Genomic DNA, 23,424 nt, shown 5'->3' on the forward strand with positions numbered 1-23,424 from the left:
TAGGATGATTCGCTTTGAAGAGGTCAGTAAGGCATATCTCGGCGGACGTCAGGCGCTGCAGGGCGTAGATTTTAATCTGCGTCCTGGCGAAATGGCGTTTTTGACCGGCCACTCCGGGGCAGGTAAGAGTACGTTGCTGAAGCTGATTTGTGGCATTGAGCGCCCCAGCGCCGGGCAAATCTGGTTTAGCGGACACGATATTTCGCGCCTACGTAACAGCGAAGTGCCGTTCCTGCGTCGTCAGATCGGGATGATCTTTCAGGATCACCATCTGCTGATGGATCGTAGCGTTTATGACAATGTGGCCATCCCGTTGATCATCTCCGGTGCCAGCGGCGAGGATATCCGTCGTCGTGTTTCGGCGGCGCTCGATAAAGTGGGCCTGCTCGACAAAGCGAAAAGTTTTCCTATTCAGCTCTCCGGCGGTGAACAGCAACGTGTCGGTATTGCCCGTGCCGTCGTGAATAAGCCCGCCGTTCTGCTGGCTGACGAACCAACGGGTAACCTGGATGAGGCGCTGTCAGAAGACATCCTGCGGCTGTTTGAAGAATTTAACCGCGTAGGTGTGACCGTTTTGATGGCGACGCATGATGTTGCCCTTATTGGTCGCCGCAATTATCGGGTAATGACGCTGAATAAAGGACGCCTGCACGGAGGCCACGATGGTCAATAAACGCAACAAACGCGCGGCAGCCCCGAAGGCGAAGCAACCGTCAAAGAGTAAAGCGTTACGCGGTGGCTGGCAGGAACAGTGGCGCTACGCGCTACGCGGTACGCTGTCAGATATGTGGCGTCAGCCGCTGGCGACGTTGCTGACAGTGATGGTGATTGCGATTTCCCTGACGCTGCCCAGCGTCTGCTATATGGTGTGGAAAAACGTCAGTCAGGCGGCTTCGCAGTGGTATCCCGCGCCGCAGCTGACGGTGTATCTCTCAAAAACGCTGGATGATACGGCTGCTGAGAATGTGACCGCGCAACTGAAACAGGTTGAGGGCGTGGATCACGTTAACTATCTGACGCGTGAAGAAGCCCTGAATGAATTCCGCAACTGGTCAGGCTTCGGCGGCGCGATGGACATGCTGGAACAGAATCCGCTGCCTGCTGTCGTTATTATTACGCCAAAGCTCAACTTCCAGAATTCGGACACCATGCAAACGTTACGCGACAGAGTGGCGAAAGTGCAGGGCGTCGATGAGGTACGGATGGATGACAGCTGGTTTGCCCGTCTGGCGGCGCTGACCGGCCTGGTCGGTCAAATTGCGTCGATGATCGGTATCCTGATGATCGTGGCGGTCTTCCTCGTGATTGGTAACAGCGTCAGGCTGAGTATTTTTGCCCGCCGCGATACGATCAACGTTCAGAAGCTGATCGGGGCAACGGATGGATTTATCCTGCGGCCGTTCCTGTATGGTGGCGCGTTACTGGGGGTTAGTGGCGCGGTACTTTCCCTGATCCTGTCTGAAGTGCTGGTGCTGCGCCTGCAGTCTGTTGTGGCTCAGGTGGCGTCGGTATTTGGCACCACCTTCTCTCTGGAAGGGTTTTCCTGGGATGAGGCGTTACTGCTGTTGCTCATCGCCGCCATTATCGGCTGGATTGCCGCCTGGCTGGCAACCGTACAACATTTACGTCGATTTACGCCCCAGTAAAGCGCTGCAACATTTTTTTGTTATAATCATCCTCTGCTGCCGACAGTGGGCGCAGAGGATGTTGCCCTGCTGTCATCTGTGTGTAAAATATTCACTGCTATAATTGAACTTGTGGATAACTTTGTTTTCTAAGTAGCACAGATTGCTTTTGGTTTTCCTGCGACGTTGACATAATGTGACGTGCGCTTATGGAAAGATGCGGCAATTCCACTGATTTTGTGAGGGTTTGAATGACCAAAGAAATGCAAACTTTAGCTATTGCTCCTCTGGGCAACCTGGAATCTTACGTTCGGGCTGCCAACACCTGGCCGATGCTGTCGGCAGAAGAGGAAAAAGCGTTGGCTGAACGGCTGCATTACCAGGGCGATCTGGATGCGGCAAAGACGCTGATCCTGTCTCACCTACGCTTTGTTGTTCATATCGCTCGTAACTATTCTGGCTATGGCCTGCCTCAGGCTGACCTGATCCAGGAAGGTAACATTGGCTTGATGAAAGCCGTTCGTCGCTTCAATCCTGAAGTGGGTGTTCGTCTGGTGTCCTTTGCCGTTCACTGGATCAAAGCAGAAATTCACGAGTATGTGCTGCGTAACTGGCGCATCGTGAAAGTGGCGACCACTAAGGCACAGCGCAAGCTGTTCTTTAACCTGCGTAAAACCAAGCAGCGTCTGGGCTGGTTTAACCAGGATGAAGTCGAGATGGTGGCGCGTGAGCTGGGCGTGAGCAGCAAAGATGTGCGAGAAATGGAATCGCGCATGGCGGCTCAGGATATGACCTTCGATATGTCCGCTGACGACGAAAGCGGCGAGGGAAAATCCATGGCGCCGGTGCTGTATCTCCAGGATAAAACCTCTGACTTTGCGGACGGCATCGAAGAGGACAACTGGGAATCGCATGCAGCCGATAAGCTGACTTATGCAATGGAAGGGCTGGACGAGCGCAGCCAGCATATTATCCGTGCCCGCTGGCTGGACGAAGACAACAAAACCACCCTGCAGGAACTGGCCGATCAATACGGTGTTTCTGCTGAGCGTGTCCGACAGCTTGAGAAGAACGCGATGAAAAAACTCCGAATGGCTATCGAAGCCTGACGAGACAGGGCGACCTCAGGTCGCCCTTTTTATTGCCCGCGATTTATTTTACCCAGCCATCAACCTGCGCACGAAATCCGCAGGCCTGCATAAACGCCGCCCGAACGCGTTGATCTTCGCTACCGTCATCAGCAATCCACCAGTCCTCCAGCGATGGGTTCTGCTTCATCGTGTCTTCCAGCAAATATTGCCCGACACCGCGACGTCGCGTGACATCTCTGACGGTCAGATGATGCACTTTACCGTGGATACCGGCTATCTCTAACTGTAACGCCGCCAGCAAACGGTCGTTGAAGCGTGCGACATAAAGGCGGTGATTTTCATTTAACGCGTTTTCCAGCGTGGCCAAATCCCTCTCAGGCCAGATTTTCTCCAGATCGATCCGATCCTGCTGCGTTAGAGAGGTCAACCGCAAAATAGTAAGCTTCATAACAAACACCTGTCCGTGTAAAAGCCGAAAGTGTAGTCAATTCCCGTAATCAGAACCCCGGCACATTTTACGCAATAAAACAGGTCAAAACAGCGACAGAGTGCCAGGATAATAGTTATAAACAGGTAGTCAGCATTTAAAGCCAGCATAACGCGCTGGCCTGGTGAACAAAAGCCGCGCATTGCATCCAGTTGATTATGCTGCTTTTGGCCGCGAATCATGAATATGTCAGTTGCTTTACAGAATAAACTTCCTGTTTAATAGACTGAAATATAAAGCCTTATTATTAATAAAAGCCAGAAAAGCGTGCTAACTCCTTATTGTTAAATCAGTTTTCCCCTTTATCTGGCCAAAATAAAACCACTCACAACAAACACGACATAACTGATGGGGTAGTTCGCATGAAAATGACAGGTCGCGCGTTACTGGCAGGATGCATTGCATTGGCGATGAGCCATGCGGCAATGGCGAAAGACATTAAGATCGCTATCGTAGGTGCCGCTACTGGCCCGGTCGCGCAATATGGTGATATGGAATTTACCGGCGCCGCACAGGCGATTAAAGACATCAATGCCAAAGGTGGCGTAAACGGCGACAAACTGGTCGGTGTCGAATATGACGATGCCTGTGACCCGAAACAGGCGGTTGCGGTGGCTAACAAGGTCATCAATGACGGTATTAAATATGTTATCGGTCACCTGTGCTCCTCCTCTACGCAGCCTGCATCAGATATCTATAACGATGAAGGCGTGCTGATGATTACGCCTGCGGCTACCGCGCCAGAACTGACTGCACGCGGCTATGCCGATGTGATGCGTACGACCGGTCTGGATTCTGATCAGGGTCCAACTGCGGCGAACTACATTCTGGATGTCATCAAGCCAAAACGCATTGCTGTGGTGCACGACAAGCAGCAATACGGCCAGGGTCTGGCAGAATCGGTACAGAAAACCCTGAAAGCGAAAGGCGGCAACGTGGTGATGTTTGAAGGGATCACCGCGGGCGATAAAGATTTCTCAACGCTGATTGCGCGACTGAAGAAAGAAAACGTCGACTTTGTTTATTACGGTGGTTATTACCCGGAGCTGGGCCAGATTCTGCGTCAGGCAAAAGCGGCAGGACTGAAAGCAGGCTTTATGGGGCCAGAAGGTGTGGGCAACGCCTCGCTGTCTAACATTGCGGGCGACGCCTCAGAAGGGCTCTACGTAACCCTGCCAAAACGTTACGACCAGCTGCCTCAGAACAAGGCCATCGTGGACGCCATCAAAGCGAATAGCGCGTCTAACCGTAAAGATCCTACCGGCCCGTTTGTCTGGACAACCTATGCGGCTATCCAGTCTCTGGTGACCGGCATGGAGCGCAGTAAGAGCGATGAGCCGGATGCGATAGCGAAGAACCTGAAAACCGGCGCACCGGTTCCGACAGTGATGGGCGACCTGAGCTGGGATCAGAAAGGCGATTTGAAAGGCTTCGAGTTTGGCGTCTTCAAATGGCACAAAGACGGTTCGTCTACCGCAGTTAAATAAGGCACTGATTCTTCCCCGTCGTACGACAGCGGGGAAGCAGGAGAAGGCGTGACTGACGCGCCATCGCCTGACTAACCCTCTTCTGGCAGCAGGAGAGGGGTTTTCTGGTTTCTGAGCAGGTCCTCACTATGTCCGAGCAGTTTCTCTATTTTATTCAGCAGATGTTCAACGGGGTGACTCTGGGGAGCACCTACGCGCTGATCGCCATCGGTTACACCATGGTTTACGGCATTATCGGCATGATCAACTTCGCCCATGGCGAAGTCTATATGATCGGCAGCTATGTCTCTTTTATGGTTATTGCAGCCCTGATGATGATGGGTATTGATACCGGCTGGCTCATGATTGCCGCCGGTTTTGTTATGGCCGTTATCATCTCCAGTGCCTATGGCTGGAGCATCGAACGGGTGGCTTATCGTCCCGTACGGGCATCCAAGCGTCTGATTGCGTTGATTTCCGCCATCGGAATGTCCATCTTTCTGCAAAACTACGTCAGCCTGACGCAGGGTTCACGTGACCTTGCCCTGCCGAGCTTAATCACCGGCCAGTGGACGCTGGGCGAAAGCAACGGCTTTGCCGCCACGCTGTCGACGATGCAGATCGTGATTTGGGTGGTCACGTTCCTGGCAATGCTGGCCCTGACCCTGTTTATCCGTTATTCCCGCATGGGACGCGCCTGCCGCGCCTGTGCGGAAGACCTCAAAATGGCCAGCCTGCTGGGCATTAATACTGACCGGGTGATCTCGCTGACCTTTGTGATTGGTGCGGCGATGGCGGCGGTTGCGGGCGTGCTCTTGGGGCAGTTTTATGGCTCGATTAACCCGTTTATCGGCTTTATGGCGGGGATGAAAGCCTTTACTGCGGCGGTCCTGGGCGGTATCGGCAGTATTCCCGGCGCGATGATTGGCGGGCTGGTGCTGGGCATTGCCGAAGCGCTGACCTCGGCTTATCTCTCCACCGAATACAAAGATGTGGTGTCGTTTGCCTTACTGATTGTGGTGCTGCTGGTCATGCCTACCGGTATTCTGGGCCGCCCGGAGGTGGAGAAAGTATGAAACGCCTTGGTCTGGTCAATGCGATTGTTTCAGCGGCCATGCTGCTGGTGCTGGCGGCCTTCTTTATGGGGATGCGCCTCGATCTGAATGGTACGCAGCTACAGATAGTGAATGCCGGCAGCGTGCGCTGGAACTGGATATTCATCGGTTGTGCCGTTGTGTTTTTGTTTCAACTGCTACGTCCGCTGTTTCAGGGCAAGCTGACACGTAGCGGTGGTGGCCTGGTGTTGCCGGGCTTCGACGGCTCAACGCCAAAGCAAAAAGCCATTATGGGCTTGATGATCGCCGCGGCGGTTATCTGGCCGTTCCTGGTTACACGCGGCAGCGTCGATATTGCCACCCTGACACTGATCTACATCATGCTGGGGCTGGGACTAAACGTGGTCGTAGGGCTGTCGGGTCTGCTGGTACTGGGCTACGGTGGTTTCTATGCCATTGGCGCGTATACCTTCGCGCTGCTTAATCATTACTATGGTTTTGGTTTCTGGCAAAGCCTGCCGCTGGCGGGCCTGGTGGCGGGCGCATTTGGCCTGATGCTCGGTTTCCCGGTGCTGCGCTTACGCGGTGACTATCTGGCTATTGTTACGCTCGGCTTCGGCGAAATCGTCCGTATTCTGCTGCTCAATAACACGGCAATCACCGGCGGTCCGAATGGGATTGCTCAGATTCCTAAGCCCACCTTTTTTGGCCTGGAGTTTGGCCGTCGCGTCAGCGAGGGGGGATGGGGCACGTTTCACGATGTCTTTGGCATGAAGTACGATCCTAACGACCGGGTGATATTCCTCTATCTGGTGGCGTTGTTGCTGGTGGTGCTGACGCTGTTTGTGATCAACCGCCTGCTGCGCATGCCGCTGGGTCGGGCATGGGAAGCGTTACGTGAAGATGAGATCGCCTGTCGTTCGCTGGGCTTGAGCCCGACCCGCATTAAGCTGACCGCGTTTACTATCAGCGCCGTCTTTGCTGGCTTCGCGGGAACGCTGTTTGCCGCTCGCCAGGGCTTTGTCAGTCCGGAGTCCTTTACCTTTGTCGAGTCCGCTTTTGTTCTGGCTATCGTGGTGTTGGGCGGAATGGGCTCGCAGTTTGCCGTTATTCTGGCCGCCATTTTGCTGGTGGTTTCGCGTGAGCTGATGCGCGACCTCAACGAATACAGCATGCTGGTATTGGGGGCGCTGATGGTGCTGATGATGATTTGGCGTCCGCAAGGCTTACTGCCGATGAAACGACCGCACCTGAAACTGCGTCAGGGTAAACAAGGAGAACAGGCATGAGTCAGCCTTTATTAGCCGTTGAAGGCCTGATGATGCGCTTCGGCGGTCTGTTAGCCGTGAACAACGTTAAACTGGAATTGCGCCCCCAGGAAATTGTGTCGCTTATTGGTCCAAACGGTGCGGGTAAAACCACCGTGTTTAACTGCCTGACCGGCTTTTATAAGCCAACGGGCGGCAGTATCACCTTACGCGACAAGAACCTGACTGGCCTGCCCGGACAGAAGATCGCCCGTATGGGGATCGTGCGGACCTTCCAGCACGTCCGTTTATTCCGCGAAATGACGGTGATTGAAAACCTGTTAGTCGCCCAGCACCAGCACCTGAAAAGTGGCGTGTTTGCGGGGCTACTGAAAACCCCGGCTTTTCGCCGCAGTGAAGGCGAGGCGCTGGATCGCGCTGCCACCTGGCTTGAGCGGGTTGGCTTACTCGATATGGCGAATCGCCAGGCCGGTAACCTGGCTTACGGTCAGCAGCGCCGACTGGAGATCGCCCGCTGCATGGTGACGCGGCCGGAGATTTTAATGCTGGATGAACCGGCAGCCGGACTTAACCCGAAAGAGACGCATGAGCTGGATGCGCTGATCGCCGAGTTACGAGGCGAGCATAAGGTATCCGTTTTGTTGATTGAGCACGATATGAAGCTGGTAATGGGCATTTCTGACCGTATTTATGTGGTGAATCAGGGCACGCCACTGGCGAACGGCACGCCGGAAGAGATTCGTAATAATCCGGATGTGATCCGTGCCTATTTAGGAGAGGCGTAATATGGCCATGTTAACCATTGATAACGTCAGTGCGCACTATGGCAAAATTCAGGCGCTGCATAATGTCAGTTTGCATATCGATCAGGGCGAAATCGTCACCCTGATCGGCGCAAACGGTGCAGGCAAAACCACTTTGCTGGGCACATTATGCGGCGAGCCGCGCGCCACCAGCGGTACGATCAAGTTTGACGGCAAAACCATTACCGACTGGCAAACGGCGCGCATTATGCGTGAGGCGATTGCCATCGTGCCCGAAGGTCGCCGCGTGTTCTCACGCATGACGGTGGAAGAGAACCTGGCCATGGGCGGTTTTTTTGCCAGTCGTCCGGAGTATCTGGCGCGCATCGAGCGCGTTTACACCCTGTTTCCACGTCTGGCAGAGCGTAAGGTGCAGCGTGCGGGCACCATGTCGGGCGGTGAACAGCAAATGCTCGCTATTGGTCGCGCGTTGATGAGTCAGCCGCGCCTGTTGTTACTTGATGAGCCTTCTCTGGGTCTGGCGCCGATTATTATCCAGCAGATTTTTGACACGATTGAGCAACTGCGCAGCGAAGGTATGACGATTTTCCTGGTTGAACAGAACGCGAACCAGGCGCTGAAGCTGGCCGATCGGGGCTACGTACTGGAAAATGGTCATGTCGTGCTGGAGGACAGCGGTGCGGCACTGCTGTCGAATGAAGCCGTGCGCAGCGCCTATCTGGGCGCCTAGGTTTCTCCGCCATCATCTATGCCGGGTGACTGCAGGCTCTGTGCCGGGCTGTCACCCGGCGAATTTTCTTTCCCTTACGGCACATACTTATCCCTGCTTCAGCAGCGCGGTTCAGCCCGGCGCTTTCCGGTCCATTAAACGCGCTTATCACTGTCATATCCTGACATTATGTCGTCATTTTTCCGTCATCTGACTGTTATTTTTCCGTCATTTCCACATGTCATGTTACTTCGCGAGCAAAAAATGCGTGATAGCGCGCGTACCTACCTGAACAGGAAAATCCTATGTCCGTTGTTACTTTTCGTCGTAGCCTGATGAGCGCCCTGCTCGGTCTGGCGATCAGTGGTAATGCACTGGCCGTCACTGAGATCCCTTTCTGGCACTCAATGGAAGGCGAGTTAGGCAAAGAAGTTGACTCACTGGCACAACGTTTTAACCAGGAACACCCTGACTACAAAATCGTCCCTGTGTACAAAGGGAACTACGAACAAAGTCTGGCGGCAGGTATCGCTGCGGTCCGCACCGGAAAAGCGCCCGCGCTGTTGCAGGTTTACGAAGTGGGCACCGCCACCATGATGGCCTCTAAAGCCATTGTGCCTGTTTATCAGGTCTTTAAAGACGCGGGCATTTCAATGGACGAGAAGCAGTTTGTTCCTGCGGTCGCGGCTTACTACAGCAATTCAAAAGGCCAGCTGATCTCGCAACCGTTCAACAGCTCCACGCCTGTGCTGTACTACAACAAAGATGCGTTTAAAAAAGCCGGTTTAAACCCGGATCAGCCACCCAAAACCTGGCAGGAACTGGCAAAAGATGCCGATGCACTGCGTAAATCAGGCATGAGCTGTGGCTATGCCAGCGGCTGGCAGGGCTGGATTCAGATTGAGAACTTCAGCGCCTGGAACGGTTTGCCGGTGGCCACCAAAAATAACGGATTCGACGGCACCGATGCGGTACTGGAATTCAATAAACCGGCGCAGGTTCGCCATATCCAGTTGCTGGAAGACATGAACAAGAAAGGTGATTTCACCTATTTTGGTCGTAAAGATGAATCCACTGCGAAGTTCTATAACGGTGACTGTGGCATGACCACGGCCTCGTCAGGTTCACTGGCCGATATCCGCCATTACGCCAAATTCCATTACGGCGTCGGCATGATGCCTTACGATGCGGATATTCCGAATGCCCCGCAGAACGCGATTATCGGCGGTGCCAGCCTGTGGGTGATGAAAGGCAAAGATGCCAATACCTACAAAGGTGCGGCGGAATTTATGAAGTTCCTTACCGAGCCAAAAATTGCCGCAGAATGGCACCAGAAAACGGGCTACCTGCCTATTACTACCGCCGCGTATGAGCTGACGAAGAAAGAAGGCTTCTACGAGAAAAACCCAGGTGCGGATATTGCGATTCGCCAGATGATGAACAAGCCGCCGTTGCCTTACACCAAAGGCATGCGTCTGGGGAATATGCCGCAGATTCGTACCATCCTGGATGAAGAGTTAGAAAGCGTCTGGACCGGCAAGCAGACACCGCAGGCTGCGTTAGATAACGCCGTGAAGCGGGGTAATGAGCTGCTGCGTCGTTTCGAGCAACAGAATAAATAATCCGTTCTGCAGGCCAGCTCCGGCTGGCCTTTTTTCACCCAAGTCAGAGAACGTTATGTCTCCATCTCGCCCGGTGTTTCGTAATCGCCTGTTACCCTATTTGCTGGTGCTGCCGCAACTCCTGATCACCGCTATTTTCTTTGTCTGGCCAGCGGGTGAAGCGTTGTGGTATTCACTGCAAAACCTGGATCCTTTCGGCATCTCCAGCACCTTTGTGGGTCTGGCGAACTTTGAACGGCTCTTTTCCGACGGGCTTTATCTGGACACCTTCTGGACCACCATCAAGTTCAGCAGCATGGTCGCCTTTTTTGGCATGGTGTCCTCATTGCTCCTGGCGGCGCTGGTGGACTACGTCGTACGCCTGCGCAAGCTCTATCAGATGTTGCTGCTGTTGCCTTATGCGGTGGCACCGGTGATCGCGGCCGTATTGTGGATGTTCCTGTTCAGTCCCGGACTGGGGTTGCTGAGCTACCTGCTTAACCACATGGGCTATAACTGGAACTTCGCACAGAACAGCGGCCAGGCCATGTTCCTGGTGGTGCTGGCCTCCGTGTGGCAGCAGATGAGCTACAACTTCCTGTTCTTTTTTGCCGCGTTACAGTCGATACCAAAGTCGCTGGTCGAAGCCGCCGCCATTGATGGGGCAGGGCCGGTGCGTCGGTTCTTCTCTATTTCGCTTCCGTTGATTACCCCGGTGAGTTTTTTCCTGCTGGTGGTCAACCTGATTTATGCCTTCTTCGATACGTTCCCGGTCATTGATGCCGCGACAGGCGGTGGCCCGGTCCAGGCGACGACGACGCTCATCTATAAGATTTATCGTGAAGGCTTTACCGGTCTGGATCTCTCCTCATCTGCTGCGCAGTCCGTGGTGTTGATGCTGTTGGTTATCGCGCTGACCGTCATTCAGTTCCGCTTCGTCGAGCGTAAGGTGCAATATCAATGATTGAAAATCGTCGCGGGCTGGACATTTTCAGCCATGTCGTCCTGGTGCTGGGTATCCTGACCATCCTGTTTCCACTCTATGTGGCTTTTGTGGCCGCCACGCTGGATAACGACGCCGTCTATAACGTCCCGATGACGCTGATTCCCGGTACTCACCTGTGGGAAAACATTTCGCATATCTGGACGCAGGGCGTGAACGGCAACGGTCCGGCCTTTAGCCTGATGTTGATGAACAGCGTTATCATGGCGCTGGGCATCACCGTCGGTAAGATTCTGGTGTCGATTCTGTCCGCTTTTGCCCTGGTATGGTTTCGCTTCCCCCTGCGCTCACTGTTCTTCTGGATGATCTTTATCACCCTGATGCTGCCGGTCGAAGTGCGCATTTTCCCAACGGTGCAGGTGATTGCCGATCTCAACATGCTGGACAGCTACAGCGGCCTGACACTGCCCTTGATGGCCTCCGCGACGGCCACTTTCCTGTTCCGGCAGTTCTTTATGTCGCTGCCGGATGAGCTCATTGAAGCCGCGCGCATTGACGGTGCCAGCGCGATGCGTTTTTTCTGGGACATCGTGCTGCCCTTGTCAAAAACCAATCTGGCGGCGCTGTTCGTTATCACGTTTATCTATGGCTGGAACCAGTACCTCTGGCCATTATTAATCATTGATAACGCCAGCCTGGGCACGGCCGTGGCGGGGATTAAAAGCATGATCTCTACCAGCGGTTCGCCAACGCAGTGGAACGAAGTCATGGCCGCAATGTTATTAACCCTGATTCCACCCGTGGTGGTGGTGTTTGTTATGCAGCGCGCCTTCGTGCGTGGTCTGGTTGAGAGTGAGAAATAGTGATGGCAGGCGTAACCCTTCAGGCGGTGACCAAATCTTACGACGGTAAAAATCAAATCATCCAGCCGCTCAACGTCACGATCAATGACGGCGAGTTTATGGTGATGGTAGGCCCTTCGGGTTGTGGCAAATCCACGCTGTTGCGCATGGTGGCCGGACTGGAGCGCGTCACGTCCGGCGATATTTATATCGCGGATAAACGCGTCACGCATGAGGAGCCCAAGGATCGCGGCATTGCCATGGTGTTCCAGAACTATGCACTTTATCCCCATATGTCCGTCGAAGAAAATATGGCTTACGGCCTCAGAATTCGTGGGATGAGTAAAGAGCATATTCGCCAACGCGTGCTGGATGCGGCACGGAGCCTGGAGCTGGATCATCTGTTAACGCGCCGTCCACGTGAGTTATCCGGTGGACAGCGCCAGCGCGTGGCCATGGGGCGTGCCATCGTGCGTGAACCCGCCGTGTTTTTGTTCGACGAGCCGCTCTCTAACCTGGATGCGCGCCTGCGCGTACAAATGCGCCTTGAGCTTCAGCAACTGCATCGCCGTCTGCAAACGACCAGCTTATATGTGACGCACGATCAGGTTGAAGCGATGACGCTGGCCCAGCGCGTGATGGTGATGAACAAAGGCGTGCTGGAACAGATTGGCACGCCGGTCGATGTTTACGAGCGCCCGGCCAGCCTGTTTGTGGCCTCCTTTATGGGTTCCCCCGCGATGAGTCTGATACAGGGCAATTTCAGCGAAGATGGCGCGCGCTTTGTGGTTGATGCGTCCCACGCTATTCCGGTGGGCGAGGGCAAAGCCAAATGGGCCAATCGCCCCGTGGTGCTTGGTATCCGGCCCGAACATGTTCAACTCAGTAGCCAGCAGCAGGGCGGCATTCCCTTCCGTGTTGAGACGCTTGAGATGCTGGGTGCCGACAATCTGGCACACGGTCGCATCGGTGAGGCACGTTTAGTGGTACGCTTACCCCATAGCGAGCGCCCGGAAGCAGGCAGCACCCTGTGGCTGCATCTGCCTGTTGAGGCGTTACATTTCTTCGATTCAAGTCACGGGAAGCGTCTGGAATGAGTGAAAAGCAATGGCCCTATCCGCGCATTGTCGCCCATCGTGGTGGTGGCAAGCTGGCACCTGAAAATACCCTTGCTGCAATTGACGTTGGCGTAAAATACGGACATCTGATGATTGAGTTTGATGCCAAACTCTCGGCAGATGCGCACATTTTTCTGCTGCATGACGATACGTTAGATCGCACCAGCGACGGCTGGGGCATTGCGGGCGAGCTCCCGTGGGACAAGCTGTCGCAGCTTGATGCGGGCGGTTGGTTCAGCGCGGCCTTTCAGGGCGAAAAGCTGGCCCGACTGGATGAGGTCGCGGCACGCTGCCGTCAGCATGGTTTGATGGCCAATATCGAAATTAAACCGACCACAGGGACCGACGCCGAAACCGGACGCGCCATTGCGCAGGCCGCTGCCACGCTGTGGCAGGGGCAACCTCTTCCTCTGCTCTCCTCGTTCTCCTTTGTGGCACTGGAAGCGGCCATGCAGGCCGAACCACAACTACCGCGCGGCCTGTTGTCTCATCACTGGGATAACGCATGGCAGGAGAAGACGCGGGCGCTGGACTGCACTTCAATTCACCTGAATCACAAGGTCCTCACTGAAGCCAGAGTCGCTGAGCTGAAAGAGGCCGATCTGCGTATTTTGGTGTATACCGTGAACAGCCCGGAACGGGCAAGGACATTACTGAAATGGGGCGTCGATGCCATCTGTACCGACAGCATCGACAGCATTGGCCCCGATTTTCACTAGTTCATATTCTGTTGGTTCTGCTGCTGGCCCGGCTGCGATTTGATCACGCGCTGCTGGGCACTATCCCGCTGCTCCTGCAACTTCCGCTGTACGTCCTGATTCTGACGCTGCTGGTCCTGCTGTAACTTCGTCTGCTGTTGCTGCGACTGGTTAAGCATCTGGGTCTGCATGCGTTGCTGGCTGGGATTATAGCCAGGCTTGTTGGGATCATTCGTGCTGTTCAGCATGTTCGCCATGCCGGTTAACGGCAGCAGGGCGGCGAAAACCATAAGCCACTTTTTCATTTTAATCCTCCAGTAAACGACCGGTGCTGTGTGTGCATGCCTGAAGCAGGTCATGTGGTCGTTAGCGTAAGTTTATGCGCTGGTTCAGATTACTGCTCCAGGAGTGCACTGAATTTGTGTTAATCCTTGATATTCGGCTTTGTTTGTAGTCAGTTACATAAAGGATAAAGAAATGTAAATAACCGTGAAGGTGGGAACGGAATGATGATGCAAGCCAGGTTACGCCAGCTGAGCTGGTCATTACTAATGAGTTTTACTGTTGTTACGGGGGCAAATGCCGCCCCGGTTCAGGCGCCGCCCGTCTCCTATGGCGTGGACAGTGATACGTTTCATCCGGTCAAAGCCCATAACGGCATGGTAGCGTCAGTCGATGCGCTGGCCACCAATGTGGGCGTGGATATCCTGCGTCAGGGCGGTAACGCGGTCGATGCCGCTGTGGCGGTTGGCTTCGCGCTGGCAGTGACGCATCCGCAGGCGGGCAACCTGGGCGGCGGTGGATTTATGCTGTTGCGAACGGCATCAGGACAGACCACGGCGATCGATTTTCGTGAAATGGCCCCGGCGGCGGCCACGCGCGATATGTTCCTGGACAAGCAAGGCAACGCCGACAGTAAGCTTTCTCTAACGTCACCGCTGGCTTCAGGCACGCCTGGCACCGTGGCTGGCTTTGCGCTGGCGGTGAACAAATACGGTACGCTGCCGCTGAATAAACTGCTGGCACCTGCCATCAAACTGGCGCGCGACGGGTTTATCGTGAATGATGCGCTGGCGGACGATCTTAACACCTATGGCAAGGAAGTCCTGCTCGCCCATCCCAACAGTAAAGCTATTTTCTTCAAACCGGATGGCACGCCCTGGCTGAAAGGCGAACGTCTGGTACAAAAGAATCTGGCTCACAGCCTGCAGTTGATCGCACAACAAGGCCCGGATGCGTTTTATAAAGGCAAGATTGCCGATCAGATTGCGGCCGAGATGGCCCAGCATGGCGGTCTGATAACGAAAGCCGATCTCGCGGCCTATCATGCGGTGGAGCGTAAGCCGATCAGCGGCACTTACCGGGGCTATGAGGTCTTCTCGATGCCACCACCCTCATCGGGCGGTATTCATATCGTGCAGATCCTGAATATCCTGGAAAATTTCGATCTGGGAAAAATGGGTTTTGGCAGCGCCGACGCCATGCAGGTCATGGCTGAAGCAGAGAAGTATGCCTATGCGGATCGCTCAGAGTATCTGGGCGATCCAGACTTCGTCAAAGTCCCGTGGCAGGCGCTGACCAGCAAAGCCTATGCCAAATCGCTGGCACAGCAAATCGATCTGGCGAAGGCACGGCCATCCAGTGATATTAAGCCCGGTAAACTGGCCCCTTACGAAAGTAATCAAACCACTCACTTCTCTGTGGTGGACAAAAGCGGCAATGCGGTTGCGGTCACCTACACCTTAAACACTAACTTCGGCAGTGGCATCGTAGCGGGTAACAGCGGCATTCTGATGAACAACCAGATGGATGATTTCTCGGCCAAACCGGGCACGCCGAATGTATATGGGCTGGTGGGCGGGGAAGCCAACGCGGTGCAGGCTGGAAAACGTCCGTTATCCTCAATGTCACCGACTATCGTTGCGAAGGACGGAAAAACCTGGCTGGTTACCGGTAGCCCGGGCGGCAGTCGCATTATCACCACGGTATTACAAATGGTCGTGAACAGCATTGATTACGGCATGAACGTGGCAGAGGCGACCAATGCGCCGCGTTTCCATCACCAGTGGCTGCCCGATCAGTTACGGGTTGAGAAGGGCTTCAGCCCGGATACGTTGCGCTTGCTCGAAGCGAAAGGACAACACGTTAAAGTGCAACCGGCCATGGGCAGTACACAAAGTATTATGATTGGTCCTGACGGTACGCTGTACGGAGCTTCTGATCCCCGCACGGTGGGCGATCTGAGTGCCGGTTATTGATATCGGTGGGCAGCCTTCTTGCTGCCCGTTTCGTTATGCTCTGATACGCGCCATAAAATGCGCATCTGTCATGTTCCCCTCGCGTATCGCATAGCCCTGCGCGGTGCCTTCAATTCGGAAACCGAACTGCTGGTACAGCGCGATTGCTTTGTGATTGTCAGCAAAGACCGTCAGTTCAATGCGCGTCACCTGAAGCCAGTTGTCGCAAAGATCGACCATTGCCGCCATCAAAGCTTTGCCCACCCCGCGTCGATGAAACGCCGGATCAACGCCCATCTCTATGCTGGCGCAGTGTCGCCGCCGTGCTGTCGTAACGCCTTCAAGCGTGAGTTGCCCGACCACCTGCTCATCAATACAGGCTACCAACATATGCACACCGGCGCGTGGACTGGCCAGTTTTTGCTCCCATAGTGAGGGCGAGGGATAGGGCAGGTGCAGGGTCGTGGCCTGGGTTTCAGGCTGGCTGTAAAGACGAGTTAACGCGGGGGCATCAGCCGGGACAGCATGGCGAATCATCACTGAAGGCATGGCGGTTATTCTTATGAGCGCGTGGTAAACCCTTTAAACATCAGGGGATTTACGTCAGGCGTCAACAGAAATAATACACAAAAGCGCTTTACAGACGAGAATGATAATGATTATTATTGTCATGCCTTCTGGATGTTGTCGAGACGTCAGAAAGCACGACATTGCTCACATTGCTTCCAGTATTATTTAGCCAGCCGGGTGCTGGCTTTTTTTTGCGCGCCCGTCCTGCTTTCCTTCAGTTCCGTTCAACAACCCCTTGCCAGAGGTTCATAATTTTTGAACAGAGAGGTGAAGTTTTTCAGCTATCAATCTTTCTCACCTGATACCAAACTATAAAAAACAGTGAGGAGATTTGAACATGATCTATTTACGTAAAGCTAAAGAACGTGGCCACGCTAATCATGGCTGGCTGGACAGCTGGCACACCTTCTCGTTTGCCAACTATTACGATGCAAATTTTATGGGCTTCTCAGCCCTGCGGGTGATTAATGAAGATGTGATCGATCCCGGCCAGGGATTTGGTACGCATCCGCATAAAGACATGGAAATTTTGACCTATGTCCTGTCTGGTACCGTGGAACACCAGGACAGCATGGGCAACAAGGAACAGATTCCCGCGGGTGAGTTCCAGATCATGAGTGCAGGTACCGGCGTACGTCATTCAGAATACAACGCCAGCAAAACAGAACCGCTGCATCTTTACCAAATCTGGATCATTCCAGAGCGCACGGGGATTGAGCCGCGTTACGATCAGCGTCGCTTTCCGGATGTGCAGGGTCGCCAGTTTATCCTCACCCCGGATGCCCGTGACGGTTCGCTCAAAGTCTGGCAGGACATGACGCTATCGCGCTGGGTATTTGCGGCAGGCGAAAGCGACAGCGTGACCATTGAGGCGGGACGCCGTATCTGGATTCAGGTTGTCAAAGGCGACGTGAAGGTGAACGGGCAATCCGCGTCAAACAGTGATGCCTTTGCCGTTTGGGACGAAACTGGCCTGACGCTTGAAGCCGACAGCGCGGCCGAAGTGTTGTTGTTTGACCTGCCGCCGGTCTGAGCCTGAAGGGGGCGAGCCTGTCTCGCCCCATTAGCAATCTGCCTGTAAAAAAGTGGTAGACTCGTCGTCATGTGCTTTCAGCGAGATCCAGGCGCTTACGATGAAGAAGAAAAGACCGGTTTTACAGGACGTTGCCGATCGTATCGGTATCACCAAAATGACTGTCAGTCGTTATCTGCGCAATCCTGAGCAGGTGTCGGTTGCGCTGGGGGAGAAGATCGCCGTTGCGCTGGATGAGTTGGGTTACATCCCCAATCGCGCCCCCGATATGCTGTCCAACGCGACCAGCCGCGCCATCGGCGTGTTGCTGCCCTCGCTGACCAATCAGGTGTTCGCCGATGTTCTGCGGGGAATCGAAGCGGTGACGGATGAAGCCGGTTACCAGACGCTGGTGGCACACTTTGGTTATAACCCGGAAAAAGAGGAGCGCCAGCTGCGGTCGCTGCTTGGCTGGAACATCGATGGCGTGATTCTGACCGAACGCACACATACAGCAGGGACGTTACGCATGCTGGAGGTGGCCGGTATTCCGGTGATTGAAATGATGGACAGCGTTACGCCCTGTCTGGATATGGCGGTAGGCTTTGACAACGTCGAAGCCGCCCGGCAAATGACGCTGGCGATTCTGAAAAAAGGGCACCGTCATACCGTTTATCTGGGGGCGCGCCTGGATGAACGCACGCTGCAAAAGCAGCGGGGTTATGAAAGTGCCATGCGCGAAGCCGGATTAACGCCGCGCAGTGTCATGATGGAAGAAGCCTCCTCTTTCAGTGCCGGTGGCGAATTGCTCCGCGAAGCGCAGCGACGCTATCCTCAGACGGACAGCCTGTTCTGTACCAACGACGATTTGGCGGTGGGCGCGATGTTTGAGTGCCAGCGTCAGGGGCTTCAGGTGCCTTCCCAAATGGCTATTGCCGGTTTTCACGGTCATGATATCAGTCAGGTGGTGACGCCTGCGCTGGCGACGGTTCTGACGCCGCGTGACCAAATAGGTCGTGAATCGGCCGCGTTGTTACTGGCGCGCATTGCCGGCGAAAACCGGGCCAGCCAGCCGCTGGATATGGGATTTGCTATTGTGGAAGGCGGCAGTATCTGATTCGCGCAAATTTATGAGTCAGCTCACACTTTAAGGCTTCAGTCAGTAAAAAGGTTGCCAGAGTGTAATGTCACCAGGAGAATGATAAGCATCATTGTTATCGGTAACATGGCACATTGACTTGCCGGAGTAGAAAATGACGACGCAATCCACGCCACATCACGTTTTTATTTTGATGGGTGTTTCAGGCAGCGGCAAATCCGTTGTGGCAAACCGGGTCTCCCACCAGTTGAACACCGCTTTTCTCGATGGCGATTTTCTTCATCCCCGCGCCAATATCTTAAAGATGGCAGAAGGCCATCCGCTGGACGATAACGACCGTTTGCCATGGTTACAGGCATTGAACGACGCGGCGTTCGCCATGCAACGTACGCAGGCGATCTCGATCATCGTCTGCTCAGCGTTGAAAAAGCATTACCGCGATATGCTTCGACAGGGCAACGACAACCTGCGTTTTGTCTACCTGAAAGGGGATTTCGACACCATCGAATCGCGTCTGAAAGCGCGCAAAGGGCACTTCTTTAAGCCGCAAATGCTGGTAACACAATTTGCGACGCTGGAAGAGCCGGGTGCGGATGAAACGGATGTGCTGGCTGTCGATATCACGCACTCCCTGGACGAGGTTGTAGCGGCAACGGTTGCAACCATTAAGGATGCAATCAATCAAGGCTAGACCATGAATACCGCAACACTTATTTTGACTGCAGCAGGCTCTGTCCTGCTGCTGCTTTTTCTGGTGATGAAAGCCCGGATGCATGCTTTTCTTGCCCTGATGTTGGTTTCTGTAGGCGCTGGTCTGTTGTCGGGCATGCCGCTGGATAAAATCGCGGAAACGATGCAGAAAGGCATGGGCGGCACGCTCGGTTTCTTAGCCATCGTCGTGGCGCTGGGTGCCATGTTTGGCAAGATCCTGCACGAAACCGGGGCGGTGGATCAGATTGCGATTCGCATGCTGAAAACCTTTGGCGAGAGCCGGGCGCATTTTGCCATGGGCATTGCCGGCTTAATCTGCGCGTTGCCGCTGTTCTTTGAGGTGGCCGTAGTGCTGCTGATTAGCATCGCATTCGCTGTCGCCAGGCGGACAGGGGATAACCTGGTCAGGCTGGTTATTCCCTTATTTGCCGGTGTGGCGGCGGCGGCGGCCTTTTTGCTGCCGGGCCCTGCGCCCATGCTGTTAGCTTCGCAAATGCATGCGGATTTCGGCTGGATGATTTTGCTTGGGCTGTGTGCCGCTCTGCCGGGCATGCTGATTGCCGGGCCGTTGTTTGGCAATTTTATCGCGAAGCGCGTAACGTTCAGCGCACCACCGGAAGATCATCAGCCCGACGTTGATGCCGGCAAGCTGCCCTCTTTTGGCTTTAGCCTGGCGCTTATCCTGTTTCCACTTGTGCTGGTGGGACTGAAAACCATTGGTGCACGCTTTACCGCTGAGGGTTCTACACTTTACGAGTGGCTGGAATTCATCGGGCATCCCTTCATCGCGATTCTGCTGGCCTGTCTGGTCGCTATCTATGGCCTGGCGTACCGTCAGGGCATGGATAAAGAAGAAGTGATGCAGATTTGTGGCAGTGCGCTGCAGCCTGCGGGGATTATTTTGCTGGTAATAGGGGCGGGCGGCGTCTTTAAACAGGTGCTGGTCGATTCTGGCGTAGGGCCGGTACTGGGCAATGCCTTAACCGGTGCCGGGCTGCCGGTTGCCCTGGCCTGTTTTATTTTGTCCGGTGCGGTCCGGGTGATTCAGGGGTCGGCGACGGTGGCCTGCCTGACGACGGTGGGCTTGATCATGCCGGTGATAGAACCGTTGCATTACTCCGGCGCACAGCTGGCAGCCTTGTCCATCTGCATCGGCGGCGGTTCCATTATTATCAGCCATGTTAATGATGCGGGCTTCTGGTTGTTTGGCCGCTTCACCGGCGCGACCGAAGGTGAAACGCTCAAGACATGGACGCTGATGGAAACCATTTTAGGTACCGTGGGCGCGGTGGTCGGGATGATCGCCTTTACCCTGCTCACCTGAGCGATTTAACCCGGGCAACGCTGCCCGGGTTAACGCCGACAGCTATAGCTTCAGATACACACGAATCCCGTCTAAAAACATCTGCGTCGCCAGCATAATCAGGATCAATCCCATCAGGCGTTCCAGTGCGTTAACGCCTTTGTCCCCCAGCAGACGCAGAAACAGGCCCGATAACAGCAGGATCATCACCGTTACGCCCCAGGCGATGAGTAAGGCTCCAACCAGGTGCGACATCTGGTTTGGATACTGGTGGGATAACAGCATCAGTGTCGCCAGCAGTGAAGGCCCCGCCACCAGTGGGATGGCCAGCGGCACCAGAAAGGGTTCTTCGCCCGCCGGTAACCCGGTACTGCTGCTTTCCGGCGAGGGGAAAATCATCTTAATAGCGATTAAAAACAGAATAACGCCACCGGAAATGGAGACGGTTTCGGTACGCAGATTAAGGAAGGCCAGAATGCGTTCGCCCGTGAATAAAAACAACAACATGATGATAAGGGCAATCAGCATTTCGCGAATAAGCACGACGCGCCGACGTTTGGGTTCCAGATGCTTTAAAACCGACATAAAAATCGGCAAATTGCCCAACGGATCCATTATTAACAACAATAATATTGTTGCTGAGATCATTTCAGTCATTCGTTTAACATCTTCTCGTTATAGATAAAGCCGGGTTATTAGCAGGGCTGCTGAAAAAGTTGGCCCGATTACATTAATTCACTTGCCAGAAAATCTGCATTTTGTAGAGTTAATCATCACAGGCAACGTTGATTATTACGCAGAGTGGCGTGAAAGTACCACGACACTTTTCCCTTCGATGAGAAAGTCAGGTGTTTATCACCCTGAAACGGATATGACATGAAGAATGTAGGTTTAGTGGGTTGGCGCGGTATGGTGGGTTCAGTGCTGATGTCCCGCATGAGTGAAGAACGTGATTTTGATGTAATCAATCCGGTCTTCTTCTCCACTTCACAACATGGTGAAGCGGCCCCGACGTTTGCGGGCAAACAGCAGGGAACATTGCAGGACGCCTTTGATATTGACGCGTTGAAGGCGCTGGATATCATCATTACTTGCCAGGGCGGCGACTATACCTCTGAGGTGTATCCGAAATTGCGTGCCAGTGGCTGGAATGGCTACTGGATTGATGCGGCGTCCACGCTGCGCATGAAAGACGATGCCATTATTATCCTGGATCCGGTTAACCATCAGGTTATTCGTCAGGGCATCGACAGCGGCATCAAAACTTTTGTTGGCGGCAACTGTACGGTGAGTCTGATGTTGATGTCACTGGGCGGCCTGTTCGCACATGATTTGGTTGAATGGGTTTCCGTGGCTACGTATCAGGCTGCGTCCGGGGGCGGTGCCCGTCACATGCGCGAGCTGCTCACACAGATGGGCATGCTGCACGATCACGTGGCGACCTCGTTGCAAAATCCTGCCTCTGCCATTCTGGATATCGAACGTAGCGTGACGGATTTCACGCGCTCTGGCACGTTGCCGACGGATAATTTCGGCGTGCCGTTAGCGGGCAGCCTGATTCCGTGGATCGACAAGCAGCTTGATAATGGCCAAAGCCGCGAAGAGTGGAAAGGACAGGCTGAGACTAACAAGATTCTGGCGACCCCGCGCGTCATTCCTGTCGATGGACTTTGCGTCCGTGTCGGTGCGCTGCGCTGTCACAGTCAGGCTTTCACGCTGAAACTTAAAAAAGATCTGCCGCTGGCCGAGATTGAGCAACTGCTGGCGTCCCATAATGAATGGGTAAAAGTCGTGCCTAACGATCGTGAAATCACTATGCGTGAACTGACGCCTGCGGCGGTAACGGGGACGCTGAACACGCCGGTCGGCCGTCTGCGCAAACTGAATATGGGACCAGAATACCTCTCGGCCTTTACCGTGGGCGATCAGCTACTGTGGGGTGCGGCTGAGCCGTTGCGCCGCATGTTACGTCTGTTGATCGACTAAATCTGAAAGACGAAAAAGACCGGGTTTTTCCGGTCTTTTTTCTACAAATCCCTGCAAACTGTTCTACCGTTACTATCACTAAGTGATCCGCTTCCCCTTTTTGCCTGTCCAGAAATAAATTTTTGCTGATCTGCTCTGTCAACGCTCGCCGCCAAGCTATGATTTAACATAGGCGTGTAACAGACGGGCTGTTTTAATGTATTCACTAACTGGTTGTTGTGGCTGGTAAAGACAGACTTTTTTCGGTGCAAGCTGGCCGCGTCTTTTTTCAAAAGGCGCGTGGTTCCGGCGTGTGAGCAGCATCCTGTCACACTGTTAACGCACACTCGGCAGTTGTCCGTTTTATGTCATGTTAAAGCGGCCAGGGAAATGTCGCCGTGGCTCACGGCTCACGGCGCGTAAGACAGGTGGCGAGTCCGGCAGGCCGTTGACCGCCTTTCGTCCATACGGCACGCAGGCATGATGATCGCGCCAAAAAAAGATACTGCATTTGAGTGAAGATTATGAGACATAAATTCGTTATGTATTAATATATTTTACTGTTTTTCATCATTGTGCAAGGGCGCTCACATACCGGCTCCGCGGTTGAAGTCGACGGTATACAGGAAAATCGTCCGAATGGCGCAGGATTGCATCAGGAACCGGACGGTAGGGAAAAGTCAAAATTATCTAATGTCTCGGAGTGCCGGATAGTCGTCTGGTGATACTGCGGGATTGGCATCAAGCAGACAGGCTTAATGCTTACTGGTTGTGATTTAAGGAGGCGCGTGGTGACAAGCGTTTTTTGCTGGCGCCCACGCCGCTGTACTCATGGCTCAATGAAGAGCAGCGCAAGAGAT

23 protein-coding genes are annotated in these 23,424 nt (G+C 54.2%); 19 read left to right on the forward strand and 4 right to left on the reverse strand.

The window, feature by feature from the left end:
* The first annotated feature begins 4 nt into the window (after positions 1 to 4).
* From ftsE to rpoH, 3 genes are all read left to right on the forward strand, one after another.
* Positions 5 to 673: a cell division ATP-binding protein FtsE gene (gene ftsE, locus C1N58_RS18920; RefSeq protein ID WP_006121054.1), complete on the forward strand. Its 669-nt coding sequence runs from the start codon at positions 5 to 7 to the stop codon at positions 671 to 673.
* Positions 663 to 1,646 (forward strand): permease-like cell division protein FtsX, encoded by a 984-nt coding sequence (gene ftsX, locus C1N58_RS18925; protein WP_394564410.1) that lies wholly within the window; start codon positions 663 to 665, stop codon positions 1,644 to 1,646. Before ftsE ends, ftsX begins: the two co-directional genes overlap by 11 nt.
* Positions 1,647 to 1,876: 230 nt before the next feature.
* Positions 1,877 to 2,734: an RNA polymerase sigma factor RpoH gene (rpoH, locus tag C1N58_RS18930; protein WP_006121051.1), complete on the forward strand. Its 858-nt coding sequence runs from the start codon at positions 1,877 to 1,879 to the stop codon at positions 2,732 to 2,734.
* A 43-nt stretch (positions 2,735 to 2,777) separates the two neighbouring features.
* Here the strand turns inward: rpoH and panM are convergent, their stop codons facing one another.
* Positions 2,778 to 3,164, reverse strand: a complete 387-nt coding sequence (panM, locus tag C1N58_RS18935) for an aspartate 1-decarboxylase autocleavage activator PanM (RefSeq protein WP_058701437.1) — start codon at positions 3,162 to 3,164, stop codon at positions 2,778 to 2,780.
* A 401-nt stretch (positions 3,165 to 3,565) separates the two neighbouring features.
* Between panM and C1N58_RS18940 the strand changes: the two genes are divergently transcribed.
* The 10 genes from C1N58_RS18940 to ugpQ all read left to right on the forward strand — a co-directional run bounded on the left by C1N58_RS18940 (position 3,566) and on the right by ugpQ (position 13,688).
* On the forward strand, positions 3,566 to 4,690 hold the full coding sequence (locus tag C1N58_RS18940; protein WP_006121049.1) for a branched-chain amino acid ABC transporter substrate-binding protein: 1,125 nt from the start codon (positions 3,566 to 3,568) through the stop codon (positions 4,688 to 4,690).
* 128 nt (positions 4,691 to 4,818) lie between these two features.
* Entirely contained in the window at positions 4,819 to 5,745 is a 927-nt protein-coding gene (gene livH / locus C1N58_RS18945; RefSeq protein WP_033738195.1) for a high-affinity branched-chain amino acid ABC transporter permease LivH, read from the forward strand.
* A complete protein-coding gene (locus C1N58_RS18950) occupies positions 5,742 to 7,013 on the forward strand; it encodes a high-affinity branched-chain amino acid ABC transporter permease LivM (protein WP_054686873.1) in 1,272 nt (423 codons plus the stop codon). The genes livH and C1N58_RS18950 overlap by 4 nt, the downstream gene beginning before the upstream one ends.
* The gene (gene livG, locus C1N58_RS18955) at positions 7,010 to 7,777 is read left to right on the forward strand and encodes a high-affinity branched-chain amino acid ABC transporter ATP-binding protein LivG (protein WP_006121046.1); all 768 of its coding nucleotides are present in this window, start codon (positions 7,010 to 7,012) and stop codon (positions 7,775 to 7,777) included. Before C1N58_RS18950 ends, livG begins: the two co-directional genes overlap by 4 nt.
* A 1-nt stretch (position 7,778) precedes the next feature.
* Entirely contained in the window at positions 7,779 to 8,486 is a 708-nt protein-coding gene (gene livF / locus C1N58_RS18960) for a high-affinity branched-chain amino acid ABC transporter ATP-binding protein LivF (RefSeq protein ID WP_394564411.1), read from the forward strand.
* A 284-nt stretch (positions 8,487 to 8,770) separates the two neighbouring features.
* A complete protein-coding gene (ugpB, locus tag C1N58_RS18965) occupies positions 8,771 to 10,087 on the forward strand; it encodes a sn-glycerol-3-phosphate ABC transporter substrate-binding protein UgpB (RefSeq protein ID WP_033738192.1) in 1,317 nt (438 codons plus the stop codon).
* A gap of 55 nt (positions 10,088 to 10,142) precedes the next feature.
* The gene (gene ugpA / locus C1N58_RS18970; protein ID WP_006121041.1) at positions 10,143 to 11,030 is read left to right on the forward strand and encodes a sn-glycerol-3-phosphate ABC transporter permease UgpA; all 888 of its coding nucleotides are present in this window, start codon (positions 10,143 to 10,145) and stop codon (positions 11,028 to 11,030) included.
* Complete coding sequence (ugpE, locus tag C1N58_RS18975) at positions 11,027 to 11,872, forward strand: sn-glycerol-3-phosphate ABC transporter permease UgpE (protein ID WP_006121040.1); 846 nt, start codon at positions 11,027 to 11,029, stop codon at positions 11,870 to 11,872. Before ugpA ends, ugpE begins: the two co-directional genes overlap by 4 nt.
* Positions 11,873 to 11,874: 2 nt before the next feature.
* A complete protein-coding gene (locus tag C1N58_RS18980; protein WP_033738186.1) occupies positions 11,875 to 12,948 on the forward strand; it encodes a sn-glycerol-3-phosphate import ATP-binding protein UgpC in 1,074 nt (357 codons plus the stop codon).
* The gene (gene ugpQ, locus C1N58_RS18985) at positions 12,945 to 13,688 is read left to right on the forward strand and encodes a glycerophosphodiester phosphodiesterase (protein ID WP_054686875.1); all 744 of its coding nucleotides are present in this window, start codon (positions 12,945 to 12,947) and stop codon (positions 13,686 to 13,688) included. Before C1N58_RS18980 ends, ugpQ begins: the two co-directional genes overlap by 4 nt.
* On the opposite strand, the gene C1N58_RS18990 is transcribed toward ugpQ, so the two are convergent.
* The gene (locus tag C1N58_RS18990) at positions 13,685 to 13,972 is read right to left on the reverse strand and encodes a DUF2756 domain-containing protein (protein ID WP_033738183.1); all 288 of its coding nucleotides are present in this window, start codon (positions 13,970 to 13,972) and stop codon (positions 13,685 to 13,687) included. The genes ugpQ and C1N58_RS18990 overlap by 4 nt on opposite strands.
* Before the next feature lie 207 nt (positions 13,973 to 14,179).
* Between C1N58_RS18990 and ggt the strand changes: the two genes are divergently transcribed.
* Complete coding sequence (ggt, locus tag C1N58_RS18995) at positions 14,180 to 15,925, forward strand: gamma-glutamyltransferase (RefSeq protein ID WP_369974390.1); 1,746 nt, start codon at positions 14,180 to 14,182, stop codon at positions 15,923 to 15,925.
* A gap of 33 nt (positions 15,926 to 15,958) precedes the next feature.
* On the opposite strand, the gene C1N58_RS19000 is transcribed toward ggt, so the two are convergent.
* Positions 15,959 to 16,453 (reverse strand): GNAT family N-acetyltransferase, encoded by a 495-nt coding sequence (locus C1N58_RS19000; RefSeq protein WP_054686879.1) that lies wholly within the window; start codon positions 16,451 to 16,453, stop codon positions 15,959 to 15,961.
* A 358-nt stretch (positions 16,454 to 16,811) separates the two neighbouring features.
* On the opposite strand from C1N58_RS19000, the gene C1N58_RS19005 reads away from it, so the two are divergent.
* The 4 genes from C1N58_RS19005 (at position 16,812) to gntU (ending at position 20,620) form a co-directional block, all read left to right on the forward strand.
* Complete coding sequence (locus C1N58_RS19005) at positions 16,812 to 17,507, forward strand: pirin family protein (protein ID WP_394564412.1); 696 nt, start codon at positions 16,812 to 16,814, stop codon at positions 17,505 to 17,507.
* Between the two features lie 100 nt (positions 17,508 to 17,607).
* Complete coding sequence (gene gntR / locus C1N58_RS19010; protein ID WP_006121034.1) at positions 17,608 to 18,603, forward strand: gluconate operon transcriptional repressor GntR; 996 nt, start codon at positions 17,608 to 17,610, stop codon at positions 18,601 to 18,603.
* 136 nt (positions 18,604 to 18,739) lie between these two features.
* Positions 18,740 to 19,276 carry a gluconokinase gene (gntK, locus tag C1N58_RS19015; protein ID WP_006121033.1) on the forward strand — a complete coding sequence of 179 codons (537 nt, stop codon included), beginning with the start codon at positions 18,740 to 18,742 and terminating at the stop codon, positions 19,274 to 19,276.
* 3 nt (positions 19,277 to 19,279) lie between these two features.
* Positions 19,280 to 20,620, forward strand: a complete 1,341-nt coding sequence (gene gntU / locus C1N58_RS19020) for a gluconate transporter (RefSeq protein ID WP_394564413.1) — start codon at positions 19,280 to 19,282, stop codon at positions 20,618 to 20,620.
* Between the two features lie 42 nt (positions 20,621 to 20,662).
* Here gntU and C1N58_RS19025 read toward each other — a convergent pair whose 3' ends face one another.
* Positions 20,663 to 21,256, reverse strand: a complete 594-nt coding sequence (locus C1N58_RS19025; protein WP_006121032.1) for a YhgN family NAAT transporter — start codon at positions 21,254 to 21,256, stop codon at positions 20,663 to 20,665.
* Positions 21,257 to 21,475: 219 nt separating this feature from the next.
* Between C1N58_RS19025 and asd the strand changes: the two genes are divergently transcribed.
* Positions 21,476 to 22,585 (forward strand): aspartate-semialdehyde dehydrogenase, encoded by a 1,110-nt coding sequence (asd, locus tag C1N58_RS19030; protein ID WP_033738171.1) that lies wholly within the window; start codon positions 21,476 to 21,478, stop codon positions 22,583 to 22,585.
* Positions 22,586 to 23,424: the final 839 nt, after the last annotated feature.

The sequence above is a fragment of the Pantoea sp. SGAir0180 genome (genome assembly GCF_043546245.1).